14 protein-coding genes are annotated in these 19,178 nt (G+C 51.4%); 13 read left to right on the forward strand and 1 reads right to left on the reverse strand.

What is annotated here, in order from left to right:
- Window positions 1-4: 4 nt before the first annotated feature.
- Genes ABD796_RS33685 through ABD796_RS33710 form a run of 6 tightly spaced genes read left to right on the forward strand, consistent with a single transcriptional unit; the run spans window position 5 to window position 5,449 of the window.
- Window positions 5-988 carry a triphosphoribosyl-dephospho-CoA synthase gene (locus tag ABD796_RS33685; RefSeq protein ID WP_344916821.1) on the forward strand — a complete coding sequence of 328 codons (984 nt, stop codon included), beginning with the start codon at window positions 5-7 and terminating at the stop codon, window positions 986-988.
- Between the two features lie 15 nt (window positions 989-1,003).
- Window positions 1,004-1,297, forward strand: coding sequence for a malonate decarboxylase subunit delta (locus ABD796_RS33690; RefSeq protein ID WP_344916823.1), 294 nt, complete (start codon window positions 1,004-1,006; stop codon window positions 1,295-1,297).
- Window positions 1,294-3,000: a biotin-independent malonate decarboxylase subunit beta gene (locus ABD796_RS33695; RefSeq protein ID WP_344916826.1), complete on the forward strand. Its 1,707-nt coding sequence runs from the start codon at window positions 1,294-1,296 to the stop codon at window positions 2,998-3,000. Before ABD796_RS33690 ends, ABD796_RS33695 begins: the two co-directional genes overlap by 4 nt.
- A complete protein-coding gene (locus ABD796_RS33700) occupies window positions 2,991-3,623 on the forward strand; it encodes a malonate decarboxylase holo-ACP synthase (RefSeq protein WP_344916827.1) in 633 nt (210 codons plus the stop codon). The genes ABD796_RS33695 and ABD796_RS33700 overlap by 10 nt, the downstream gene beginning before the upstream one ends.
- A 15-nt stretch (window positions 3,624-3,638) precedes the next feature.
- Complete coding sequence (locus ABD796_RS33705) at window positions 3,639-4,562, forward strand: ACP S-malonyltransferase (protein ID WP_344916829.1); 924 nt, start codon at window positions 3,639-3,641, stop codon at window positions 4,560-4,562.
- A gap of 47 nt (window positions 4,563-4,609) precedes the next feature.
- Window positions 4,610-5,449, forward strand: a complete 840-nt coding sequence (locus ABD796_RS33710) for a GDSL-type esterase/lipase family protein (protein WP_344916831.1) — start codon at window positions 4,610-4,612, stop codon at window positions 5,447-5,449.
- 79 nt (window positions 5,450-5,528) lie between these two features.
- On the opposite strand, the gene ABD796_RS33715 is transcribed toward ABD796_RS33710, so the two are convergent.
- On the reverse strand, window positions 5,529-6,929 hold the full coding sequence (locus ABD796_RS33715) for a carboxylesterase/lipase family protein (RefSeq protein WP_344916833.1): 1,401 nt from the start codon (window positions 6,927-6,929) through the stop codon (window positions 5,529-5,531).
- A gap of 142 nt (window positions 6,930-7,071) precedes the next feature.
- Here ABD796_RS33715 and ABD796_RS33720 point away from each other — a divergent pair, with 142 nt between their 5' ends.
- The 7 genes from ABD796_RS33720 to ABD796_RS33750 all read left to right on the forward strand — a co-directional run bounded on the left by ABD796_RS33720 (window position 7,072) and on the right by ABD796_RS33750 (window position 19,046).
- Window positions 7,072-8,151 (forward strand): GntR family transcriptional regulator, encoded by a 1,080-nt coding sequence (locus ABD796_RS33720; protein ID WP_344917538.1) that lies wholly within the window; start codon window positions 7,072-7,074, stop codon window positions 8,149-8,151.
- Between the two features lie 112 nt (window positions 8,152-8,263).
- Window positions 8,264-9,586, forward strand: coding sequence for an ABC transporter substrate-binding protein (locus tag ABD796_RS33725; RefSeq protein WP_344916835.1), 1,323 nt, complete (start codon window positions 8,264-8,266; stop codon window positions 9,584-9,586).
- Window positions 9,587-9,767: 181 nt separating this feature from the next.
- On the forward strand, window positions 9,768-12,221 hold the full coding sequence (locus ABD796_RS33730) for a family 43 glycosylhydrolase (RefSeq protein ID WP_344916837.1): 2,454 nt from the start codon (window positions 9,768-9,770) through the stop codon (window positions 12,219-12,221).
- A 109-nt stretch (window positions 12,222-12,330) separates the two neighbouring features.
- The gene (locus ABD796_RS33735; RefSeq protein ID WP_344916839.1) at window positions 12,331-14,355 is read left to right on the forward strand and encodes an alpha-L-arabinofuranosidase C-terminal domain-containing protein; all 2,025 of its coding nucleotides are present in this window, start codon (window positions 12,331-12,333) and stop codon (window positions 14,353-14,355) included.
- 149 nt (window positions 14,356-14,504) lie between these two features.
- Window positions 14,505-16,268: a glycoside hydrolase family 2 protein gene (locus ABD796_RS33740; RefSeq protein WP_344916841.1), complete on the forward strand. Its 1,764-nt coding sequence runs from the start codon at window positions 14,505-14,507 to the stop codon at window positions 16,266-16,268.
- Between the two features lie 20 nt (window positions 16,269-16,288).
- Entirely contained in the window at window positions 16,289-17,827 is a 1,539-nt protein-coding gene (locus ABD796_RS33745; protein ID WP_344916843.1) for a sulfatase family protein, read from the forward strand.
- Window positions 17,828-17,963: 136 nt separating this feature from the next.
- Window positions 17,964-19,046 (forward strand): DUF4037 domain-containing protein, encoded by a 1,083-nt coding sequence (locus ABD796_RS33750; protein ID WP_344916844.1) that lies wholly within the window; start codon window positions 17,964-17,966, stop codon window positions 19,044-19,046.
- Window positions 19,047-19,178: the final 132 nt, after the last annotated feature.

Genomic DNA, 19,178 nt, shown 5'->3' on the forward strand with positions numbered 1-19,178 from the left:
GCTGATGCTCAAATTGATGAATGCCCAGGCATGTATGGAACAGCTGTCCGCTTATGCTTCAAGCGCTTTAATCGACGAGGCAGAGCTAACTCCGAAGCCGGGATTGGTTGATTTGCAATCAAACGGGGCGCATGACGATTTGAATGTTGAGCTGATGCGGCGTTCTGCCTTCGCGTTGCAGCCGACTTTTGCGAAGATGGCGGAGGCTGCTTATGGAAGCAAGCCCTCGATGCAGCTTCGGGAGCGTCTTGCGGCCATAGGCCGTGACGGAGAGCGGATCATGCTGGAGGCAACCGGCGGCGTGAACACGCATCGCGGAGCGATCTGGGCGCTCGGATTGCTGACTGCTGCTGCGGCTATTGCCGAGTGTGGCGATCCCGATTTTTTAATCGGGTTCAACCCCCCGCCTCTACAAGCGGGCTTTCAATCAGGTGGAGTGGAGACTCCGCCTGATTCCCCGATGTTCAGCCATGCTGAACGAGTTCGCTGTCCTGCAGACATCGCCCGCATTGCCGGTGCAATTGCCTGTTATCCCGATCGGTTCGCTCCGGCGTCGAACACGCACGGACAGCAGGTGCAGCGGCAATTCGGCGCAGCCGGCGCGCGAGGAGAGGCGTGCCAAGGGTTTCCTCATGTGCTCAGGCTGGGGCTTCCCGCGCTGCTTGACGCACGCAGCCGCGGCTTGTCCGAGACGTGCGCGCGATTGGATTCGCTGATGCATATGATGTCCCATTTAGAAGATACATGCCTGCTATATCGCGGCGGTAGGTATGCCTTGCATACCGCGAGGCAGGGCGCACGCAACGTTGTGTCGTTAGGCGGAACTTCGGTAAAGGAAGGCTGGCAAGCGTTGGAGCAGCTGGATCGGGACCTTCTGGCTCAGCATGCTTCGCCAGGTGGGAGCGCCGATCTGCTGGCTGCCGTATTGTTTTTGGACCGGATAAAGGGTGGAAGCCGCCTTAGCACGAGACAGTCCGGTAAAGGATGACAGGAGGGGTGTTTCATGGAATCGTTATATTTCGAATATGCGGCTAGCGGAAAAATTGCGAAACGGTCGCATGTCGGCGTTGCGGGCTCCGGCGACCTGGAAATATTGCTGGAGCCTTCTCCGGACGAGTGTGCCCGAGTTTCCATCCGCACGAGTGCCGAAGGGTTTTCCAAACGCTGGCAAGCTTTATTCGATCGTTTCTTCGCTACGCACGATTATGCCGTTGCGGTTCATATTAACGATTTTGGAGCAACGCCGGGTGTCGTTTCCTTGCGCCTGGCGCAAGCTGTGGAGGTGGCGCAGACATGATCGGCAGTCGCGGCAGTTTTATCGAAGGAAGTGCCAGAGAGCGAGCTTCGGCGATTTTGGATTCGGGTACATTTCGCGAACTGCTGGATCCCTTCGAACGAATGGAGTCCCCGCATCTTGCGCGTCTTGGTATCGTACCCCAAAGCGATGATGGCGCAGTTATTGCGCGCGGCGCGATCGACGGGCTGTCGGCAGTCGTTATCGCCATAGAAGGGAAATTCCAGGGCGGAGGAATCGGGGAAGTATCCGGCGCCAAAATTGCCGGTGCGTTGGAGCAGGCGCTCAGCGATAACCGCGAAGGTATTGCGACTCAAGCTGTGCTTGTGCTCGAAACGGGCGGCGTCAGGCTGCAGGAGGGCAACTACGGGTTGCTTGCCATCGCCGAAATACAAGCAGCCATTGTCGCTTTACGTCAATATGTTCCGGTCGTATGCGTCATTGCAGGGATGATCGGCTGCTTTGGCGGCATGTCGATTACGGCTGGGCTGTGCAGCACAATCATTATGACTCGCCAGGCGCGTCTTGGTCTGAACGGACCGGAAGTGATCGAGCAGGAAGCCGGCATTCTGGAATTCGATTCGCGCAATCGCCCTATGGTGTGGTCCATTACGGGCGGGGAACAGCGCGTAGAGACGGGACTTGCGGATGTGCTTGAAGAGGACGAGGCGGAGCGTATCCGGCACGCCGTCATAGCATCGCTTCGCCAGGGGGTGCCCGCCAAGCACAGAAGCTCGCAAGTGGCTCGGTTTCTGGCCCGGCTCGGCGCGATCGACCCGCATGAGCGGATAAACGCGCAGGAGCTGCGCCGTTTATGGTCCCGCGATATCGATAGCGAGTTCCTGAATGGCGCAGCGCCTGTGAAACTGGAAGATGGGCAGGAGCCGGCGAAATCTGCCGTGACAAGCCGGGGACGCATTTGGTTTGATGCGCTCAAGGGGGAAGCGCTGCGCCAAACTGGCGAATTCCCTTCTGTATTATGCGCAGATGTTCATTACGAAGGGCAGATCATTCGTTATTTGGCAGTCGTTCCCGATCCGGATAACCGATTCCCGCGCGCGACCCGGGGAGAAGTGGGTTTGAACGAAGGCTGGACACTGGCGCGTTATGTGAACGAAGCGGTTGAAGCAGACCGAGACGGGAGCAGGCGGGCGATTGTCGCTATCGTCGATGTGCCCAGTCAAGCTTATGGATATCAGGAGGAGATGCTTGGCATTTTCCAGTCATGCGCGGCAGCTGTGGACGCCTACGCAACAGCCCGGCTCGCGGGACATCCGGTCGTCGCGTTGCTGGTCGGGAATGCAATCTCCGGCGCTTTTCTTGCCCACGGGCTGCAAGCGAACCGCATGCTGGCGTTCGATGATCCGGATGTCGCTGTACAAGTCATGTCGAAAGCTTCCGCCGCGAGGGTAACCAAGAGCAGCATAGAGGAGCTGGAGCATAATGCGCGACACATGGCCGCCGCTGCACACGACATTCGTTCGTATGCGAAGTTGGGCGCCTTGCACGAGTTGATCGAAGGGGTCAACCCCGATGTCCCTTCTGCAGCGGACATCGCGTGCGTGAGAGACAGGCTGTTTGAAGCTGTGGAATCAGCTCGGGGCTCTGCTGCCGACCTGGGCCATCGGCTGGCGTCTGAAGAAGCCGCTTCAAGCCGAAGCGCCTCCATCGCCGTTCGAGAACGGATGCGGCGGCAATGGAAGTAAACGTTCACGATTTGCTCCGGCTGAAGGAGCCCGATCAACTTGTCCTGGCGGAAGCAGCGCCGGAATGGCTGCGGGCTTCGGTTGAACGGGCGCCATGGGTTGTTGTGCGCCGTGCTGCGCGTTCAGGTCCGCTGATTCCGGTTGGCGTGCGCGGATTTACCCGCGGCGAGCGTTTTGCCGCGTGGGTTTCTGCCGAGCACATCGCCGAATGCGTATCGCCGGAGCAACTGGCAGAGCGTATCGACTGGAAGCAGGCAGTTCGTTCAGAGCAAATCCGCTTGTTCCGGGCCATGAATGAATTATCCGGGATCTATGAACATTATTCGTTGACATGGGGACCTGCAGGGAGCATCGGCTTTGAACTGGCGAGCGGGGTGCAGACGATAAGCCCGACAAGCGACCTGGATTTGATCATCAGAGTCGCGCTCCCGCTTGATCCCTTGCTGGCGGCCAGGCTGCATCAGTTGCATAAGCAGCAGTCGATCCGCGTCGATGCGTTGATCGAGACCCCGTTCGGGGCGGTGGCGCTTGCGGAATATGTCGAGCGGGAGACGTTCGCTCCTGTACTGCTTCGTACAAGCGCCGGCCCTGTTTTTGTGCGCAATCCTTGGTCGTCGGAATAAGGATGGTGGGAAAACGTGAGCGTTGCATTTCTGTTTCCGGGTCAAGGCTCGCAGTCGCCGGGGATGCTTTCCGCCTTGCCGGCCCATCGCGCCGCTCAGGACGTATTGGCTGAAGCAAGCGATGTACTGCAACAGGATATACACTCGCTGGAAACGGCTGAAGCATTGTCCTCGACGATTGCGGTCCAACTGGCAACATTCATTGCCGGCGTGGCCACCGCTACAGCGCTGGAACACGAAGGCATGACGCCCAAATTGGTTGCGGGCCATTCCGTTGGGGCTTTTGCCGCCGCCGTTGTCGCGAAAACGTTGAAGTTTGCCGATGCGCTGCTGCTTGTGAAACGGCGCGCCGAATGGATGGAGCAAGCTTTTCCACACGGATATGGCATGGGGGTTGTGGTGGGACTAGACGAAGAGCGGTTGTCCGCGATCGTCCGGAAGGTACACGCCGTCACCCGACCGGTCTATATCGCCAACAAAAATGCTTTGCGGCAATTTACGGTGGCCGGGCACGAAGCCGCCCTGGAGATGGTGCTGGACGGGGCTCGAAAAGCGGGGGCCTGCAAGGCGGTGCGCCTCCCTGTACGGGTGCCTTCCCACTGCGAGCTTATGGCGCCGATCGAAGCAAAGCTGAAGGAAGCGCTGGATCGGGTTGCGATGACGGATGCCACGGTGTTGTTTGCAGCTAATGTAAACGCCCGTGCTATTCGAGCCGCAGTCCTCATTCGCACCGATCTTCACGCCAGCTTGTCCAGACCTGTCATGTGGTACGAGGCTATGGTCATGCTCTACGAGCGAGGGGTTCGTTTATTCGTGGAAATGCTGCCGGGCCGTGTGCTGACATCTATTGCAGAAGCTGCTTTCCCTTCTGCAAGAGCGGTTTCTGTAAACGTTTCGAGATTGGAAGCTGTGAAAAGCTTGTACTCTCACACTATTTAGGCGGACATTCGGAATAGCGTCCAAGCGACAGAGGGGAGTGTTAATACTTGCGGAATAAAATAGGGGTACCTTTTCTGGCGACACTGATCGTATTCGGGATTACAGCTTGCGGAATGACTTCACAGGAAGATAAGCAGCAATCTGCCGGCAATCCGGAACCGACGAAACAGGGGGCGGCGATACCGGTGACGACAAAACCGGAGCAGGCAACACCGGCAGCGTCTAATGCTAACGATGATTCCATCTCCCCGGTTCAAAAGAAGAAAAATGAGAAAGTACAACAATATAAAGAAATGAACAGGCGTGCAGAAAAAGGGGAAACGGTATTTGTCGGCTCTTCGTTGATGGAGCAGTTCCCGATTGTGAAATTGATGCTGAAATACGATAAAGACTACCGCGTATATAATCGTGGGATCAGCAATTATGTGACAGCAGATTTATTAGCAACCATGGAAGAATGCGTGTTTGAGCTGGAACCGGCAAAAATTTTTATTAATATCGGAACCAATGATATCGCTTCATCCACATATAGACAAGAAGACTTGCTTGCCAATTATGATTTAATTTTAACGCGAATAAAAGAAAGATTGCCACAAAGCAAGGTGTTTGTTATGGCGTATTATCCGGTTAATGCCAAGGCCGATTTTCCAGGGATCGATCAAACCCAGAAAGAACAGCTGTTCAAGACAAGAACCAATCAAGCGATTCAGGATGCTAATCAGGCGATTGAGCAATTGGCCAAAAAACATAAGGTTGAATTTATTGATGTGAATCAAGGATTAATGGATGCGGAAGGGAATTTAAAGCAAGAGTATTCTAAAGATGGCTTGCATATGGTCGAGAAAGGCTATAATGTAGTGTTTGAAAATTTAAAAAAATACTTATGACTTCGCGTTTAGGCAACAAATCCCTCGTGCTGTATTAGCGCGAGGGATTGCTTTTTTCCTAAACCGCTTGGCTTTGAGTTTAGAGCTGTATGACCTGCATGGGGAAATGGTTCTCGCTCAAGTCGGCTTCTTGTTCCAGCCTACACTCCTCATCCAGAATCATCATCGAACGTTCGGACAAGTTGAACTTAAGCCATTCGGGCAGCCCCTCTGCTTCAGGCTTGCCTGAACGAATAAAAGCAGCCCATGCCGCATGCATCCGACCTGCAAGCCCCATTCCTGCCGTTGTGTGATCATCGTTGACATATGGACTTTCCGCCCCGTGAACCGCCCCATGTGTACCCGCATACTCGAAACGGTAAAGCCAGACAGCTTGCCCCTGCTGCGCCGCCATCTCCGCAAGACGAACTGTCGCAATACGATAGAAGCAGTCCGTCAGCGTGTCTTTCCATGCTTCTTCGGCAGGCTTCTGGAGAGCGGCTTTGCGATATGCATCCAAGACGAGTCCGTTGTTGTTTCCGAATAAGGATTGCAGCTTCTCTTCGTTCCGCGCTTCCAGTCCTGGCGAGTCCGAGATGAATGACACGGCTTCATCTTTATTCGTCCCTATAAGCAACGGAATCTTGCTGTTAAGCTTGCCGAGAACCTCGGAAACAGGTTCCTTCGGAATCGTGATCCCGTCGCGTACAGGACCAAAAGTATGGAGGCTGTTATCTTGAGCTTCCATAATCGCTTGTGCAGGAAGGGTCAGCAACCGGTGCGCTTCCTTATGCGGAATGCCCAGCTTATCCAGAAGTCTGAGAGAAATCCGGGTCGCGGTTTGTGTATCACGGATTGCTTGCGTTGCGCCGCTTCGGGCTATGATCTGGTGAAATAATCGTTGCGCAGCAGGTACGGTCAAGAGTGTGCTTGCGCATTTGGCTCCGGCCGACGCGCCCGAAACGGTGATGCGGTTGGGGTCGCCTCCAAAGTATGCTATATTTTCTTTGACCCACGTCAGCGCAGCGATGATATCCAGTATCCCGTTGTTTCCGGAGGTCTGATAAGCATCGCCCAACAAATCGCCCAAATACAGAAAGCCGAGCGCCCCCAGTCTGTAGTTAAGGGACACGCATACGATGTTATCCCGCTTGGCAAATGTTATGCCGGCAAAATCAGCGCCGGCTCCATTCACGAATCCGCCTCCATGGATGTTGACCAGTACGGGACGGTTCGCTTGCTCTACGCCAGACGTCCAGATGTTGAGACTTAAGCAATCCTCGGATTGTTCTTTGAGAATCACGTTTGGATCCTTGACGGGCTGGTACGACTTGGAACCGAACCGGTTAGCCTCATATATTCCATCCCAAGGCAGTTTGGGAAGCGGCGGCAAAAATCGGCGTTCTGCGATTGGCGCCTCGGCATATGGAATTCCGCGAAAAATATAAAGGTTGCCTTCCCGTACGCCTCGTACCCTGCCAGCATTGGTATGAATAATCAACCGAAAAGCCTCCCGTCTACGTTGTTTAGACTATCCTATCACTTTTCATACTGCCACAGATAAGTTATACTTAATTTATTATAAATAATATAACAATATCGTCAATAGTATATAAACTAAGGATGTGTATTCCGTGCCTAGCATGCCATTATACAAACAAATACAAAATGATATCAAGAAAATGTATGCGGAAGGGAAACTTCGCGACGGCGACCGCATCCCTTCCGAGAAGGAACTGGCCGATCAATACAAGGTAAGCCAGATTACGAGCAAGAACGCCTTGATCGGTCTTATGGAGGAAGGCTTTGTCGTGCGCGTCAAAGGAAAGGGTACTTTCATAAAGGGCGGAGCATATCAGCAGAAATTGCTCCCGGGCTACAGCGCCGGGCAAACGCAGGGAAGAGGAACCATAGGACTCATCATGCCGTTGCTGAGCAACAGAGTGGAGCTGCAGTTTGCGAATTGGATCGAATACTATTCAAACGAGGCAGGCTACGACCTCATGTTAAGAATTACGAGGGAGTCCGCGGAAGAAGAGACGAAAGCGATTGAGGCTTTCTTGGGCAAAGGGGTTCAAGGCATGATCATCTTCCCCGTGGAACAGGAAAACTATAACGAGTCGATTTTGCGGTTATCGCTGGAGAAGAAGCCGCTGGTGCTGCTGGATCGGTATTTGAAAGAAATTCGCACGTACAGCGTAAGTTCGGATAATGTTAACGGCGCCTGTACCGCTGTAGATGAACTATTGGAAGAAGGACATCAAGCAATCGCCTATATGACATTGGAAAATACGAACAGCGCGACGGATGAAAGAGCGCAAGGATTTGAGAAAGCGTTCCAGCAGAGGGGCATCCCGATTCATAAAAATTTATGGTGCGTCATTCCTCTCCGAACGTTCTATTCAGAAGGAACCTACGAACAAATTTTTGAATTTTTACAACAAAATCCCGAAATTACCGCCGTGTTTACCGTCAATAGCGTGCTTGCGCAGCTTGCGTACAAGGCGCTAAACCGGCTGGGGCGGACCATTCCGGATCACATTAAACTGGTCACGTTCGATTTCCCCGATCTGGAACACGTTTCCTGGATCCAACAAAATGAAAAGGAGATGTGCAGACAAACGATTCATCTTCTACTGGAACAAATGGAGGGCGTCTATGAACCGAGAAGAGAAGTCGTGCCGGTTAACCTGATCAAGGAACACAATCATCATCCAAATTAGTATTTATACCAAATTAATCATTTATACTAAATTAAGTATATTAATATATAATGGTATATTGTATAATTTGTCATGAAACAGACTAACCAATATTTAAGGGAGGGTCATGAATATGAAACAGTTCCCGGTCAAGAAACGATCTAGGAAGCATCTGTTGGTTTATCCTTTGTTGCTGTCGCTCGCGGCAGGTTGTTCAAGCGGTGGAGGCCAGCCGTCTGCAGCAGACCCGGCAAAAGACAATAAGCCAAAAGCTCCGGTCACGCTGAAAGTACTTTTCGCGAACCCAGGGATGACAAAGGAGATTTTTCAGGAACTTATCGCTGGGCCAGTAAAGAAGCTGCATCCGCATATCTCTTTTGATATGGTCGAATTTCAAACGACCTACGGGCTAAAGGAAATGATAGCCGCCGGAGATATTCCCGACTTCATTTATACCACTCCGTATATTCAGGACATGCTCGATAGCGATATTGCGCTTGATCTGACAGAACAGTTGAAGAAGCATCAAATTGATACCGCCCGATTTAATCCGGTTGTTATGAATGCGATCAAAAGCTTCGGTACGAAAGGAGAAATTTATTCCCTTCCGTATATGAGCCAATCGTTCGCGATGTGGTACAACAAAAGTCTTTTTGATCGATTTGGTAGCGCTTACCCGACAGACGGCATGAACTGGGATCAGGCGATTGAGCTGAGCAAAAAGCTGGCCCGGCAGGAAAACGGCGTGCAGTATCGCGGCTTGGTTGCTACCCACGGCGGAATTTCGACCTTTGCCTCTTCACTGTCCCTCGAACTTGTCGATTCGAAATCATTAACCGCGCTTATTTCGGACAAATGGAATGCGGTTTTCGCGAAGGGGAAAGCGCTTTACGATATTGTCGATAATCGCCCGGTCAAGTTGAATGCGAGCAATGTACAACTGTTCGTAAGGGACCAGACACTTGCTATGGCGCCGTATTGGACCGGCGGCATGCTTGGATACTTAAAAGATGCGAAGGACCTGAATTGGGATGTTGTGCAAGTACCCTATTTTGCAGAAGCGCCTAATAAATATTATCAGGTCGATTACCATCAATTTGTCGTCAGCAAAACAACCAAACATCTCGATGATGTCATGGAAGTGTTGAAGGTGACCGTGTCGGACGAAGTTCAGGCGAAGGCTGCCCGGCAGGGGAAAGAAACCGTACTCGCGAATCAGAGCATCGTCGATCAGTTCGCGCAAGATCTTGATTTTGTCAAAGGCAAAAACCTGAAAGGTATATTTAAAGGTCAGGCTTCCAACATGATTTTCCAATCCAAATATAATGGTGCGGTTTCGACTGCGATTAACGCAGCGTTTAATGATGTATTCGAAGGCAAATCGGATATCAATACAGCATTGCGGAAAGCCAAAGAAGAAGCAGACAAAAAAATCGCCGAGTTGAAACAACAATAAGCGGATCGGCACGAGTGATCCTGCTTCCGGGATCATGCTGATGTGGCAAGGGGCTATTCGAGTGAATAAAGCTCGCTTTGTATGGATTGGTTTATCGATTTCAGTCCTTATCGTTATTGTTTATGCGGTGTTGTTTCGAGAGACGAACGATAGGGGGGCCATCAATATGGAGGGAACCGGTATGACACAGAAATGGCAAGACCGGGAAATCTATAAAAACTGGATGAGTTTGACCGTGGAGAAAAAAGCAGGGTACGAGAACGACGCTCTCAATGGAAAAAATTATCCAGGTGGCGATCCATTCGTCATGAAACATAACGGTATTTATTATTTATATCCGAGTACGCATTTCAATTTATCCGACATCCGGGCGTGGAGCTCGGAGGATTTGATTCATTGGAACTATGAAGGTATCGTAGCGCAGGACGATCGTTTGAAGATGGCCTACGCCCCTGAGGTTACTTATTGGAACGGTTATTTTTATATGGTTACCTCACCGGGAGGAAACGGACATTATGTTTTGAAAAGCGATCGTCCCACAGGTCCCTTCACCGTGGAGACAGCTAACGTTGGCATGAGTATCGACGGTTCCATTTTTATCGATGATGACGGCAAATGGTACTTTTATTATGCGGGTCAGAACGGCATTCGCGGGCGGGAAATGCCTACCCCGCTAACGTTCGGAACCGAACGCATTTTGCCGGGAACAAGCATGAATCATTGGACAGAAGGGCCTTTCCTGCTCAAAAGAAACGGTACTTATTTCATGACGCAAACCGGTAATCATCTGATGAGCGCAGGATACCGGATCAATTATTCCGTATCGAAGGATGGACCGCTCGGCAAATTCGTCACGCCTTACAATAATCCGATGATCATCAACACGGATAACGGGTTTCACGGCTTAGGGCATAGCTCCACCGTATTGGGTCCCGATCTGGACTCGTATTACATCGTGTACCACAACAACAAAAATCCCGTATCGCCGGGAATCGGTCATGACCGATATTTTAATATCGACAAGCTCGTGTTTAACGGGGATAAAATGGACGTTCTCGGGCCAACAAACTCCCCGCAAGTTGCGCCGAACCGGGCATCCTTTTATACGTGGATCCAACGGGACGGGGTTGAACGGCATTTTGACAAGCTGGCACAAGGAAAATCGACTAGGATCGTCAGCAAAACGGAAACGCAGGAAAGCTATACGGCAGAGTTCAACTTTAAGGCGGCTTGGGAATCCAAGCCCAATGAGGGTGGGAAACCGCTTGCGGGCGTATTCTTTTCTTATGAGAATAACTCCCATTATGGCGTGGTCTCCGTCCATGTGCTCGAAAAGAAGCTGGAGCTTGCAAGCGTAAGCCATAACGAAAGTCGTTCCATTGCCTTCGCATCGTTGCCTGAAGATATGGACTTGACCAAGCTGCATACCATTCGGATTGAAAAGGATCGTCAGAAGGTGACCGTTTATTTTGACGGCATGCACAAATTGGATGCCGAAATGAGCGACTTGGCGGCAGGCCGTATCGGATATGTTTACGAAGATTGCGATTTAATGCCGGACTATACCGCATTCAGCGATGAGGTAAACGGTTCAAGCGATTTCGATGCCTATAAGCCTGTTCCGGGAAGCATCGAGGCGGTCCATTATTTGAAAGGCAACGGGCGCGGCTACTCCGCTAAAGAGAAACCGGAAGCTGAAAATCCTTTCCGTCCTGAAGATGGCATCAGGATCGATCAAACGGATGGCAACAGCTACCTGGTTCATCTGAATCACAAAGGAGATTGGCTCCAATACAACATCAACGTCAAAGAAGAGGCGACATACGGGATCGATTTAAGAGTCAGAGGTCAGAAGAAAGCCGCGGAATTGGAAGTGTATGCGGATGATAAGCGGATCACCACGATTGCGGTACCTGCAACTGAAGATGATCCGCGTAACGGCTGGGTGAAAGTGAAAGGAATCGGAAGCGTTCCTCTTCAGGCTGACTTGCACACCTTGAAGTTTAAGGTGAAGAGCGGCGAAATCCAATTATTGGATTTTAACATTTATAAGTTGGGCATGGAGGGGCTGAATCGTTCTGTCGAACTGACCAAGACCGGGGATCGCGCAGACGGGTTGTATAGCGATTGGACTTATATCGGCAAGTGGTCCATATCGAATCAAGGCTTAACCTCCGCCCCCGGCGTTAACAGTATGGCATTCACAGGAGAAACGTCCTGGAGCGATTATACCGTCGAGGCGGATCTGATCGTATCCAAAGCCTCCTCGCAGGACGATGCCGGTATTGTAATCCGCGCTTCCAACGAATCGACGCATAAAGACCAAGTGTCCGATGCCTTAATGGGATATTATATCTCATTTGCATCCGGCTCGGTTGCTCTGAAGAAATTAAACTATAACGCTATAGTGCTTGAACGAGCCAATTTCAGCTTTCCAAAAGATCAAAGGATCCACGTCAAGATTCAAGCGGAAGGAAGCACGATTCGGGTTTATCTCGAAAACAACCCGAAACCTATCCTTCAGTATACGGACAGCGATGCGTTTACTACCGGTAAAGTCGGCGTCAGATCGACGGCGAATGCCACAACGGTTTTCGAGAGGTTCATTATTAAGTCCTCATCCGTAAAACCGTGAGCTTACCGGAAATCGAGCTATCGGTGGAGAAGCGAATAACGAATTTTACTGGGGCTGCACGCAGGCCCCAATTTTATGGAGTGGGAACGCTTCCGGAAAAGAAAGGATCGTGATTGCGACGACATCATCCAGGGCGAAGGTGCAAGTAAAAACGGAGCGAGTGGGCAAAGGCAAAATACAACCTTATTTGTTTGGACATTTTGTAGAAGACATCCGCGACCATATGTCTGCGATGTTAGCCTATCCTCTGGCGGATATGGATTTTGAAAGCATGGACCATACGTATCGCGGGCTTTCCGGAAGCTGGCGGCCTTATACGAACGGGAAAAGCACGACTTACGCCCTAGAGCCTGCGGCGGCGAGACACTCGGGACATAGCCAGTTGGTGCGGATCGCAAGCGATGACGGAGCCTATGCAGGTATAAGTCAAGCCATTGCCGTAAAGCGGGACCAGATCGGTTATAATTTGAAGCTATACGCGAGAGCTTCGGTTGAAATCAAGTTTGTTTTTGCTGAAATTGTTGATCGCAGGAGGAACGAGGTGCTCGGTTCTACAAGGATCGACCTGGTCAGCCATAACTGGAGGCAATACGAGTCTCGTTTTGTCCTGCAACGGGATTGTGAGGAGGCGGAGTTCCGAATATACGTGCCTTCCGAGCATGAGCGCTGGCTGGATCATGTATCTACGGGGATGCTTTGGCTGGACCATATTTCCTTGCTGCCCTCGGATAGCGCGGGCAATGTCCGCAAAGAAGTCATGGATCTGACCAAAGACTTAAACGCCGGTATGATGCGGCTGGCGGGAAATTATATCAGCGCCTACCATTGGAAGCAAGCTATCGGACCCGTTCTGGAGCGGCCCTGCATCATCAATGAAGCATGGGGCGGATGGACGAGCAAATATTTCGGCACGGACGAATATATTCAATTTTGCCGCGAGCTGCAGGTGGAGCCGCTGATTTGTGTCAACGACGGCTCGGGAACGCCGGAGGAGGCCGCCGAGTGGGTGGAATATTGCAACGGCGATGCGAATACGCCGATGGGCAGACTGCGGGCCGCGAACGGGCATGTCGAGCCCTATAACGTAAAGTACTGGGAGATCGGCAACGAGGTTTGGGGGCCGTGGCAGGTCGGCCATTGCAGCGCCGAGCAATTCGCGGAACGTTATATCCGATTCGCCCAAGCGATGAAGCGTACCGATCCCGGTATTGTGCTGCTTGCATGCGGGGACACCCGTATGGAATGGAACGAAGCGTTGCTGGAGCGAGCCGCCGAACATATCGATTACGTAACCTTGCACCTGTATCACGGCTATGCCCGCTTTGGCATGAACCGTCAGACGCCGAAAGAAGAACGGTTTAAAGCGATTGTCTCTTACCCGGAATGGACGAGAAAATCGATCGGTCAGATGAGGGAGCTATTCGGCTCATCCGAGCGTTACGCCCACCTGAAGCTGGCCGTTACGGAGTACAACACGATGTACTTCCCGAATACGATCCGCAAGGGGCTTCCTAACGAGCATACCCTGGAAGCGGCTGTCGCGAATGCAGCAAACTTAAACGAATTTATGCGGAATTGCGATTTGCTCGAAATCGGCAGTTTCTCCGATCTTGTCAACGGCTGGCTCGGCGGGTGTATCCGGGTAGGGGATTTCCTTGCGGATCAGTTTCGCGGCTTAGTCCCGGGCGGGAGCGGCAGCTCCTTAACGGTTTACGGTACGCCTTCCTATCACGTTATGAAGCTGTATGCGAACAAAGACTTGCGTTATGTAGTGGAAAGTCTTACGGAGTGCGGCAGCTTCTCGGTCAACAGTCCGATGCCCGATGCGCCGCAGCTGAATGACCTGCCTAATCTGGACGTCGTCGCTTGTCTGAACGCCGATAGGAATACATTGACACTGTTTATCGTGAACCGGAGCCTGGAAGCAACGGAAATCGAGATCCATCTGGGCGGCTTCGCCGTGACGGGGACCGCTCGGTTGCAGGAAATTACGGCGGACCATATGGAGTGCATCAATACCGCCAAACATCCGAATGACGTCGGGTGCGAAATCCGCATGCTTTCGTTTTCAGACAGTCTTGTGACCGGTCATCTGCAAGCATCGTCCATTTACGCATTAGAAATCAGCCGCTGACAAGGACAAGACGCTCCTTATAAGCTGGACGGACTCGAACGCTTTTCTGCTTGGCCGCGTTGGATTGCGAGGCACATCGGCGGCTTGGACGATTTCGCCCTTTACGGCTGCAGCCAAAAAATACAGCATGAAATAGGAGTGGGAACCGGATGACAACTATGAAATATATAAAAAACTACCCGAGACCGCAGTTTGTGAGAGACCACTGGGTTGATTTGAACGGAGAGTGGGGCTTCGCTTTCGACGATGCCAACGTCGGAGAAGCAGCGGGATGGCAGCGAAGCTTTAAAGGAGACCAGACCATTGTCGTTCCCTTTACTTATGAAACGAAGATGAGCGGGATCGGCGAGGAATCTCACCATCCATGCGTTTGGTATAACCGAAAGCTGGACATTCCCGCGGAAGCCCGGGGCAAGCGTGTTCTTCTGCATTTTCAAGCGGTCGACTATATCGCGAAGGTATGGATCAACGGCGAATATGTCGGAAGCCATCAGGGCGGCTATTCTGCTTTTTCGTTCGATATTGCGCCTTACGTACGGCTCGAGTCCGCGAACGAGCTTACCGTTAAAGTGATCGACAGTAAAGACGCTACGCAGCCGCGCGGCAAGCAGCGCTGGGTAGACGACAACTTCGAATGCTTCTATGTGCAGACGACAGGCATTTGGCAGTCCGTGTGGCTCGAATATGTCGAGCGGGACTATGTGGACGCCGTCAAAGTAACGCCGGACCTCGATGCCTCGACCGTTCGCTTTGAATACCAGGTTAAAGGCGAGATTAACGCGGACAGCAATCTTCGTCTGGAGACGATCATTACGATGAAGGGCCGTCAGGTCAAGCAGACGAGTCTGAAGATCGACCGCCCTTGGCTGCGGCTCGAAGTAGATCTCGTTCACGAAATGAACGGACCGTGGAAGCGCCGCTACTGGGCGCCTAGACACCCGAACCTTTACGATGTGGAATTTAGGTTGTACCGTGACGATGTCTTGATCGATCAGGTGTACTCCTACTTCGGCATGAGAAAAATTTCGATCGAGAAAGACCAAGTGCTGCTTAACAATATGCCGATCTACCAGCGTTTGATCCTGGATCAAGGCTATTGGCCGGATAGCCATTTGACTCCTCCTTCGGAGGAAGCGCTGATCGAGGATATCGATCTGCTGATGCAGATGGGTTATAACGGCGTGCGGAAGCATATGAAGATTGAGGACGCACGATTTCTGTATTGGTGCGATGTAAAAGGCGTGCTCGTCTGGTCCGAAATGGCGGCTACCTTCGAGTTCAATGATCAGGCGATCCAACAATTCACAGTGGAATGGATGGAGATTGTTCGCCAGCAGTATAATCATCCTTCCATCATTACGTGGGTGCCGTTCAACGAATCGTGGGGCCTTATGAATATTTTCAAGGACGGCCGGCAGCAGCAATGGACCGAATCGATCTATCATTTGACGAAGGCGTTCGATCCGAATCGTCCGGTCGTGACGAACGACGGCTGGGAGCATACGGTGTCCGATATTTTGACGCTGCACGATTATGCCGAGACGAAGGATGTGCTTCTCAAGCACTTTGCCAGCAAGGACGAAATCGTAAACAACGAGAAGGCGTTCAACGAGCGGAAATATGGGTTCGCCGACGGCTATGGCTACAAAGGACAACCGATCATCGTGAGCGAGTTTGGCGGCATCGCCTTCGAGTCCGAAAAAGGCTGGGGTTACGGTACGCAAGTCGCCTCGGAGCAAGATTTCTTGGAACGGTTTCGCGGTATCCATGAAGCGATCAAGCAGACCGGGTACATCGTAGGGTATTGCTACACGCAGCTAACGGACGTTCAGCAAGAGGTGAACGGTCTGTTGACCGAGGAGCGAAAACCGAAGGTGCCAATCTCGAACATTCAGGAGGTTAATCTGGGATAAAAGGTCTGGAGGCGAGACTAGTGCCGAACAAAAAGCCGAATATTTTGATCATTACGACCGATCAGCAGCATTTTAATACGATTCATGCTCTTGGCAACGAAACGATCCGCACTCCCAATCTCGATAAAATCGTGCAGGACGGCATCGCCTTCGAACGGGCATATGTCGCAAATCCGGTGTGCTCGCCCAGCCGATCGACGATCATCACCGGGGAGTATCCCTCCCGGCACGGCTGCTGGAATATCGGGGTTGCCCTCGACCAAAATCGTACGACAATAGGCCAGTTGCTGAAGGAGCAGGGATATGCAACAGGGCTGTTCGGGAAGGCGCATTTCCAGCCGGTCTTGAATAGCGGGAGCTTCGAGGCGCCGCCTCATATTCATAATCGCGAGTTTTGGCGAGAGTGGAGTGGTCCATACTACGGCTTCGATCAGGTTGCGATGGTGCACGGGCACGCCGACGAGGATTCCTCCCACGGCATGCATTACGGAGCGTGGCTTGTCGATCAGGGGATTGATCCGGCCCAATATTTCGGCCCGAAAGGCGGACATCGCGAAGGCTCGTGGGATTTGCCCGAGCATCTGCATTATACGCGGTGGACTGCCGATCGCACGATCGATTTTTTCGAGGCCGCAGCGAAAGGCGGGCGTGATTCGCAAGAGAAGGACCAGCCGTTTTTGGCCTGGTGCAGCTTTCAGGACCCGCACAATGCCTTTTTATGCCCTGAGCCATGGAATAGCATGTATGATCCCGCCGGTATGCCTCCCTTCCACGAGCGCGAAGGCGAAATGGCCGACAAGCCCCGCATTCATCAGTGCTTGATCGAGGACCGGATGAAGGAGCTGGGTGTTAACGTAACGGCAGACCCGGGCCATGATACGGGCGGCATTCAATGTCTCGGCCTTACGAATGAAAAGATCGGCCGGGAGCGGGCGCGCAAATGGCTAGCCTCCTACTATGCGATGGTCAGCCTCATCGACCACCATATCGGACGTATGATGGAAAAGCTTGAGCAATTGGATATCGCCGACGACACCTTGATTATCTTCACTTCGGATCACGGCGACTATGCGGGGAATCATGGGTTATGGCTGAAAGGTCCTATCCACTATGAAGACATTATACGCGTGCCTTTTCTCGTTCGCTGGAAGGGAACGCTGCCGGCAGGGGTCAAGACGAATTCGTTAATGAGTCTCGTCGATCTTGCTCCGACCATCCTGGAGGCGTGCGGAATCGAGGCCCCTGGGTCGATGCAGGGCGTAAGCCAATGGGCGACCTTGCAACAACCGCATTTGTCCAAACGGGATTGGTGCCTTGTGGAAAACAGGGCGGAGCCGACCTTTTATGTGAAGACGCTGATTACGGATCGCTATAAATTGAATTATTTCCTTGGCCGTCATGAAGGCGAGCTGTACGATTTGGCGGAAGATCCGCATGAATTTGTCAATCTTTACGACCATCCGGAATATGCGTGCTTGAAAACCGAGCTGCTGATGAAGCTGGTTGACGTGTATGGTGATCTGGAGCGGCCGTATCCTCCCCGTCAAAGCTTTGCGTAATATGAGAGGGCCCATGTGCTTGCACATGGGCCTGCTCCTTTCCTAATCGGAAATCTTATTCAGCGAGCTATACGATTCTATGAATCCTTGGGATTAGAACTTGCCCACACCCATTGAGTTTGTTTAGAATAATTAGATGAAATGGGGTGATTTAGTGGTCTTTATCCAAGGGATAGAACTATGCAAGAGATTTCAATTCGAGTTTGTAGAACCTATAATTGCAAACCATTTCCCTAATTTAAGCTACACCTCGGCGCTGATCGGTCCTGGAAGCGAAGTGCTTGGATATGATACGGAGATGTCAACGGATCATGATTGGGGCCCGCGCGTCATTTTACTACTTCAGGGAAATGATATGTACTTAATAAAAGATATCCTCCAGATCTTGCATATCAATCGTCCACAACAATTTTATGGGTATCCGGTAGATTTGAACCAGACTGTTATTACGTCATTAGCACAGTTTCTTGTATCTAAGCTAGCAATAGATATCGATAAAGGAATTGAGCTACTAGACTGGCTTACGTTCCCATCACAGATCTTGGCTGAGATCATTGGTGGAGAAGTTTTCCGTGATGATACGGGGCATCTTACAGCGATCCGCAAGCAGCTACAGTTCTATCCACATGACATATGGCTATATACAATGGCTTCAATCTGGAATCGGATCGGGCAAGAAGAACATTTGGTATTGCGCGCCGGGTATGTGGGAGATGAGCTAGGATCGTCCATCATCGGATCAAGAATTGTTAGAGATATTATGAACCTATGTTTTCTAATGGAGCGAAAATATGCACCGTACCCTAAATGGTTTGGAACTGCATTTAAGAAGTTAGACTGTGCGAATGAGTTGCTGCCGGTGCTGATTAAAGTTCAGTCATCCGGAACATGGAGAGAACGTGAAGACGCCTTATGTAGAGCATACGAGTTATTGGCACAAATGCATAATCGTTTAGGAATTACCGAAGTCATGACAGAACAGGTTTCACCATTTTTCGACCGTCCCTACAAGGTTATCCAGGGAGGTGCATTTGCCAATGCAATCGTAAGGCAAATCATCGATCCGATCATTCGCAAATTATCCCAGATACGTCTTATTGGCGGAATTGATCAAATATCCGATAATACTGATTTCAAATCTATAAATCAATGGAGCTCCGTTGAACAGTCGGAGGGAAGAAATATCGCTCGTGCTCTCTACAACAAGATCCTGGAATAGTTATCCTGAATTTCGAAAGCGCATAGAATGTTGTTGTGGTAAACACCATTCTACCAAAGATTCGGAGCACTTTTTTGTAGTCAGTAGCTGCATTTACCTGTAAAAGTAAGCGTCACATTTCACGCTTATGAC

It is taken from the genome of Paenibacillus hodogayensis, from assembly GCF_039536325.1.
Lineage (GTDB): Bacteria > Bacillota > Bacilli > Paenibacillales > NBRC-103111 > Paenibacillus_AB > Paenibacillus_AB hodogayensis.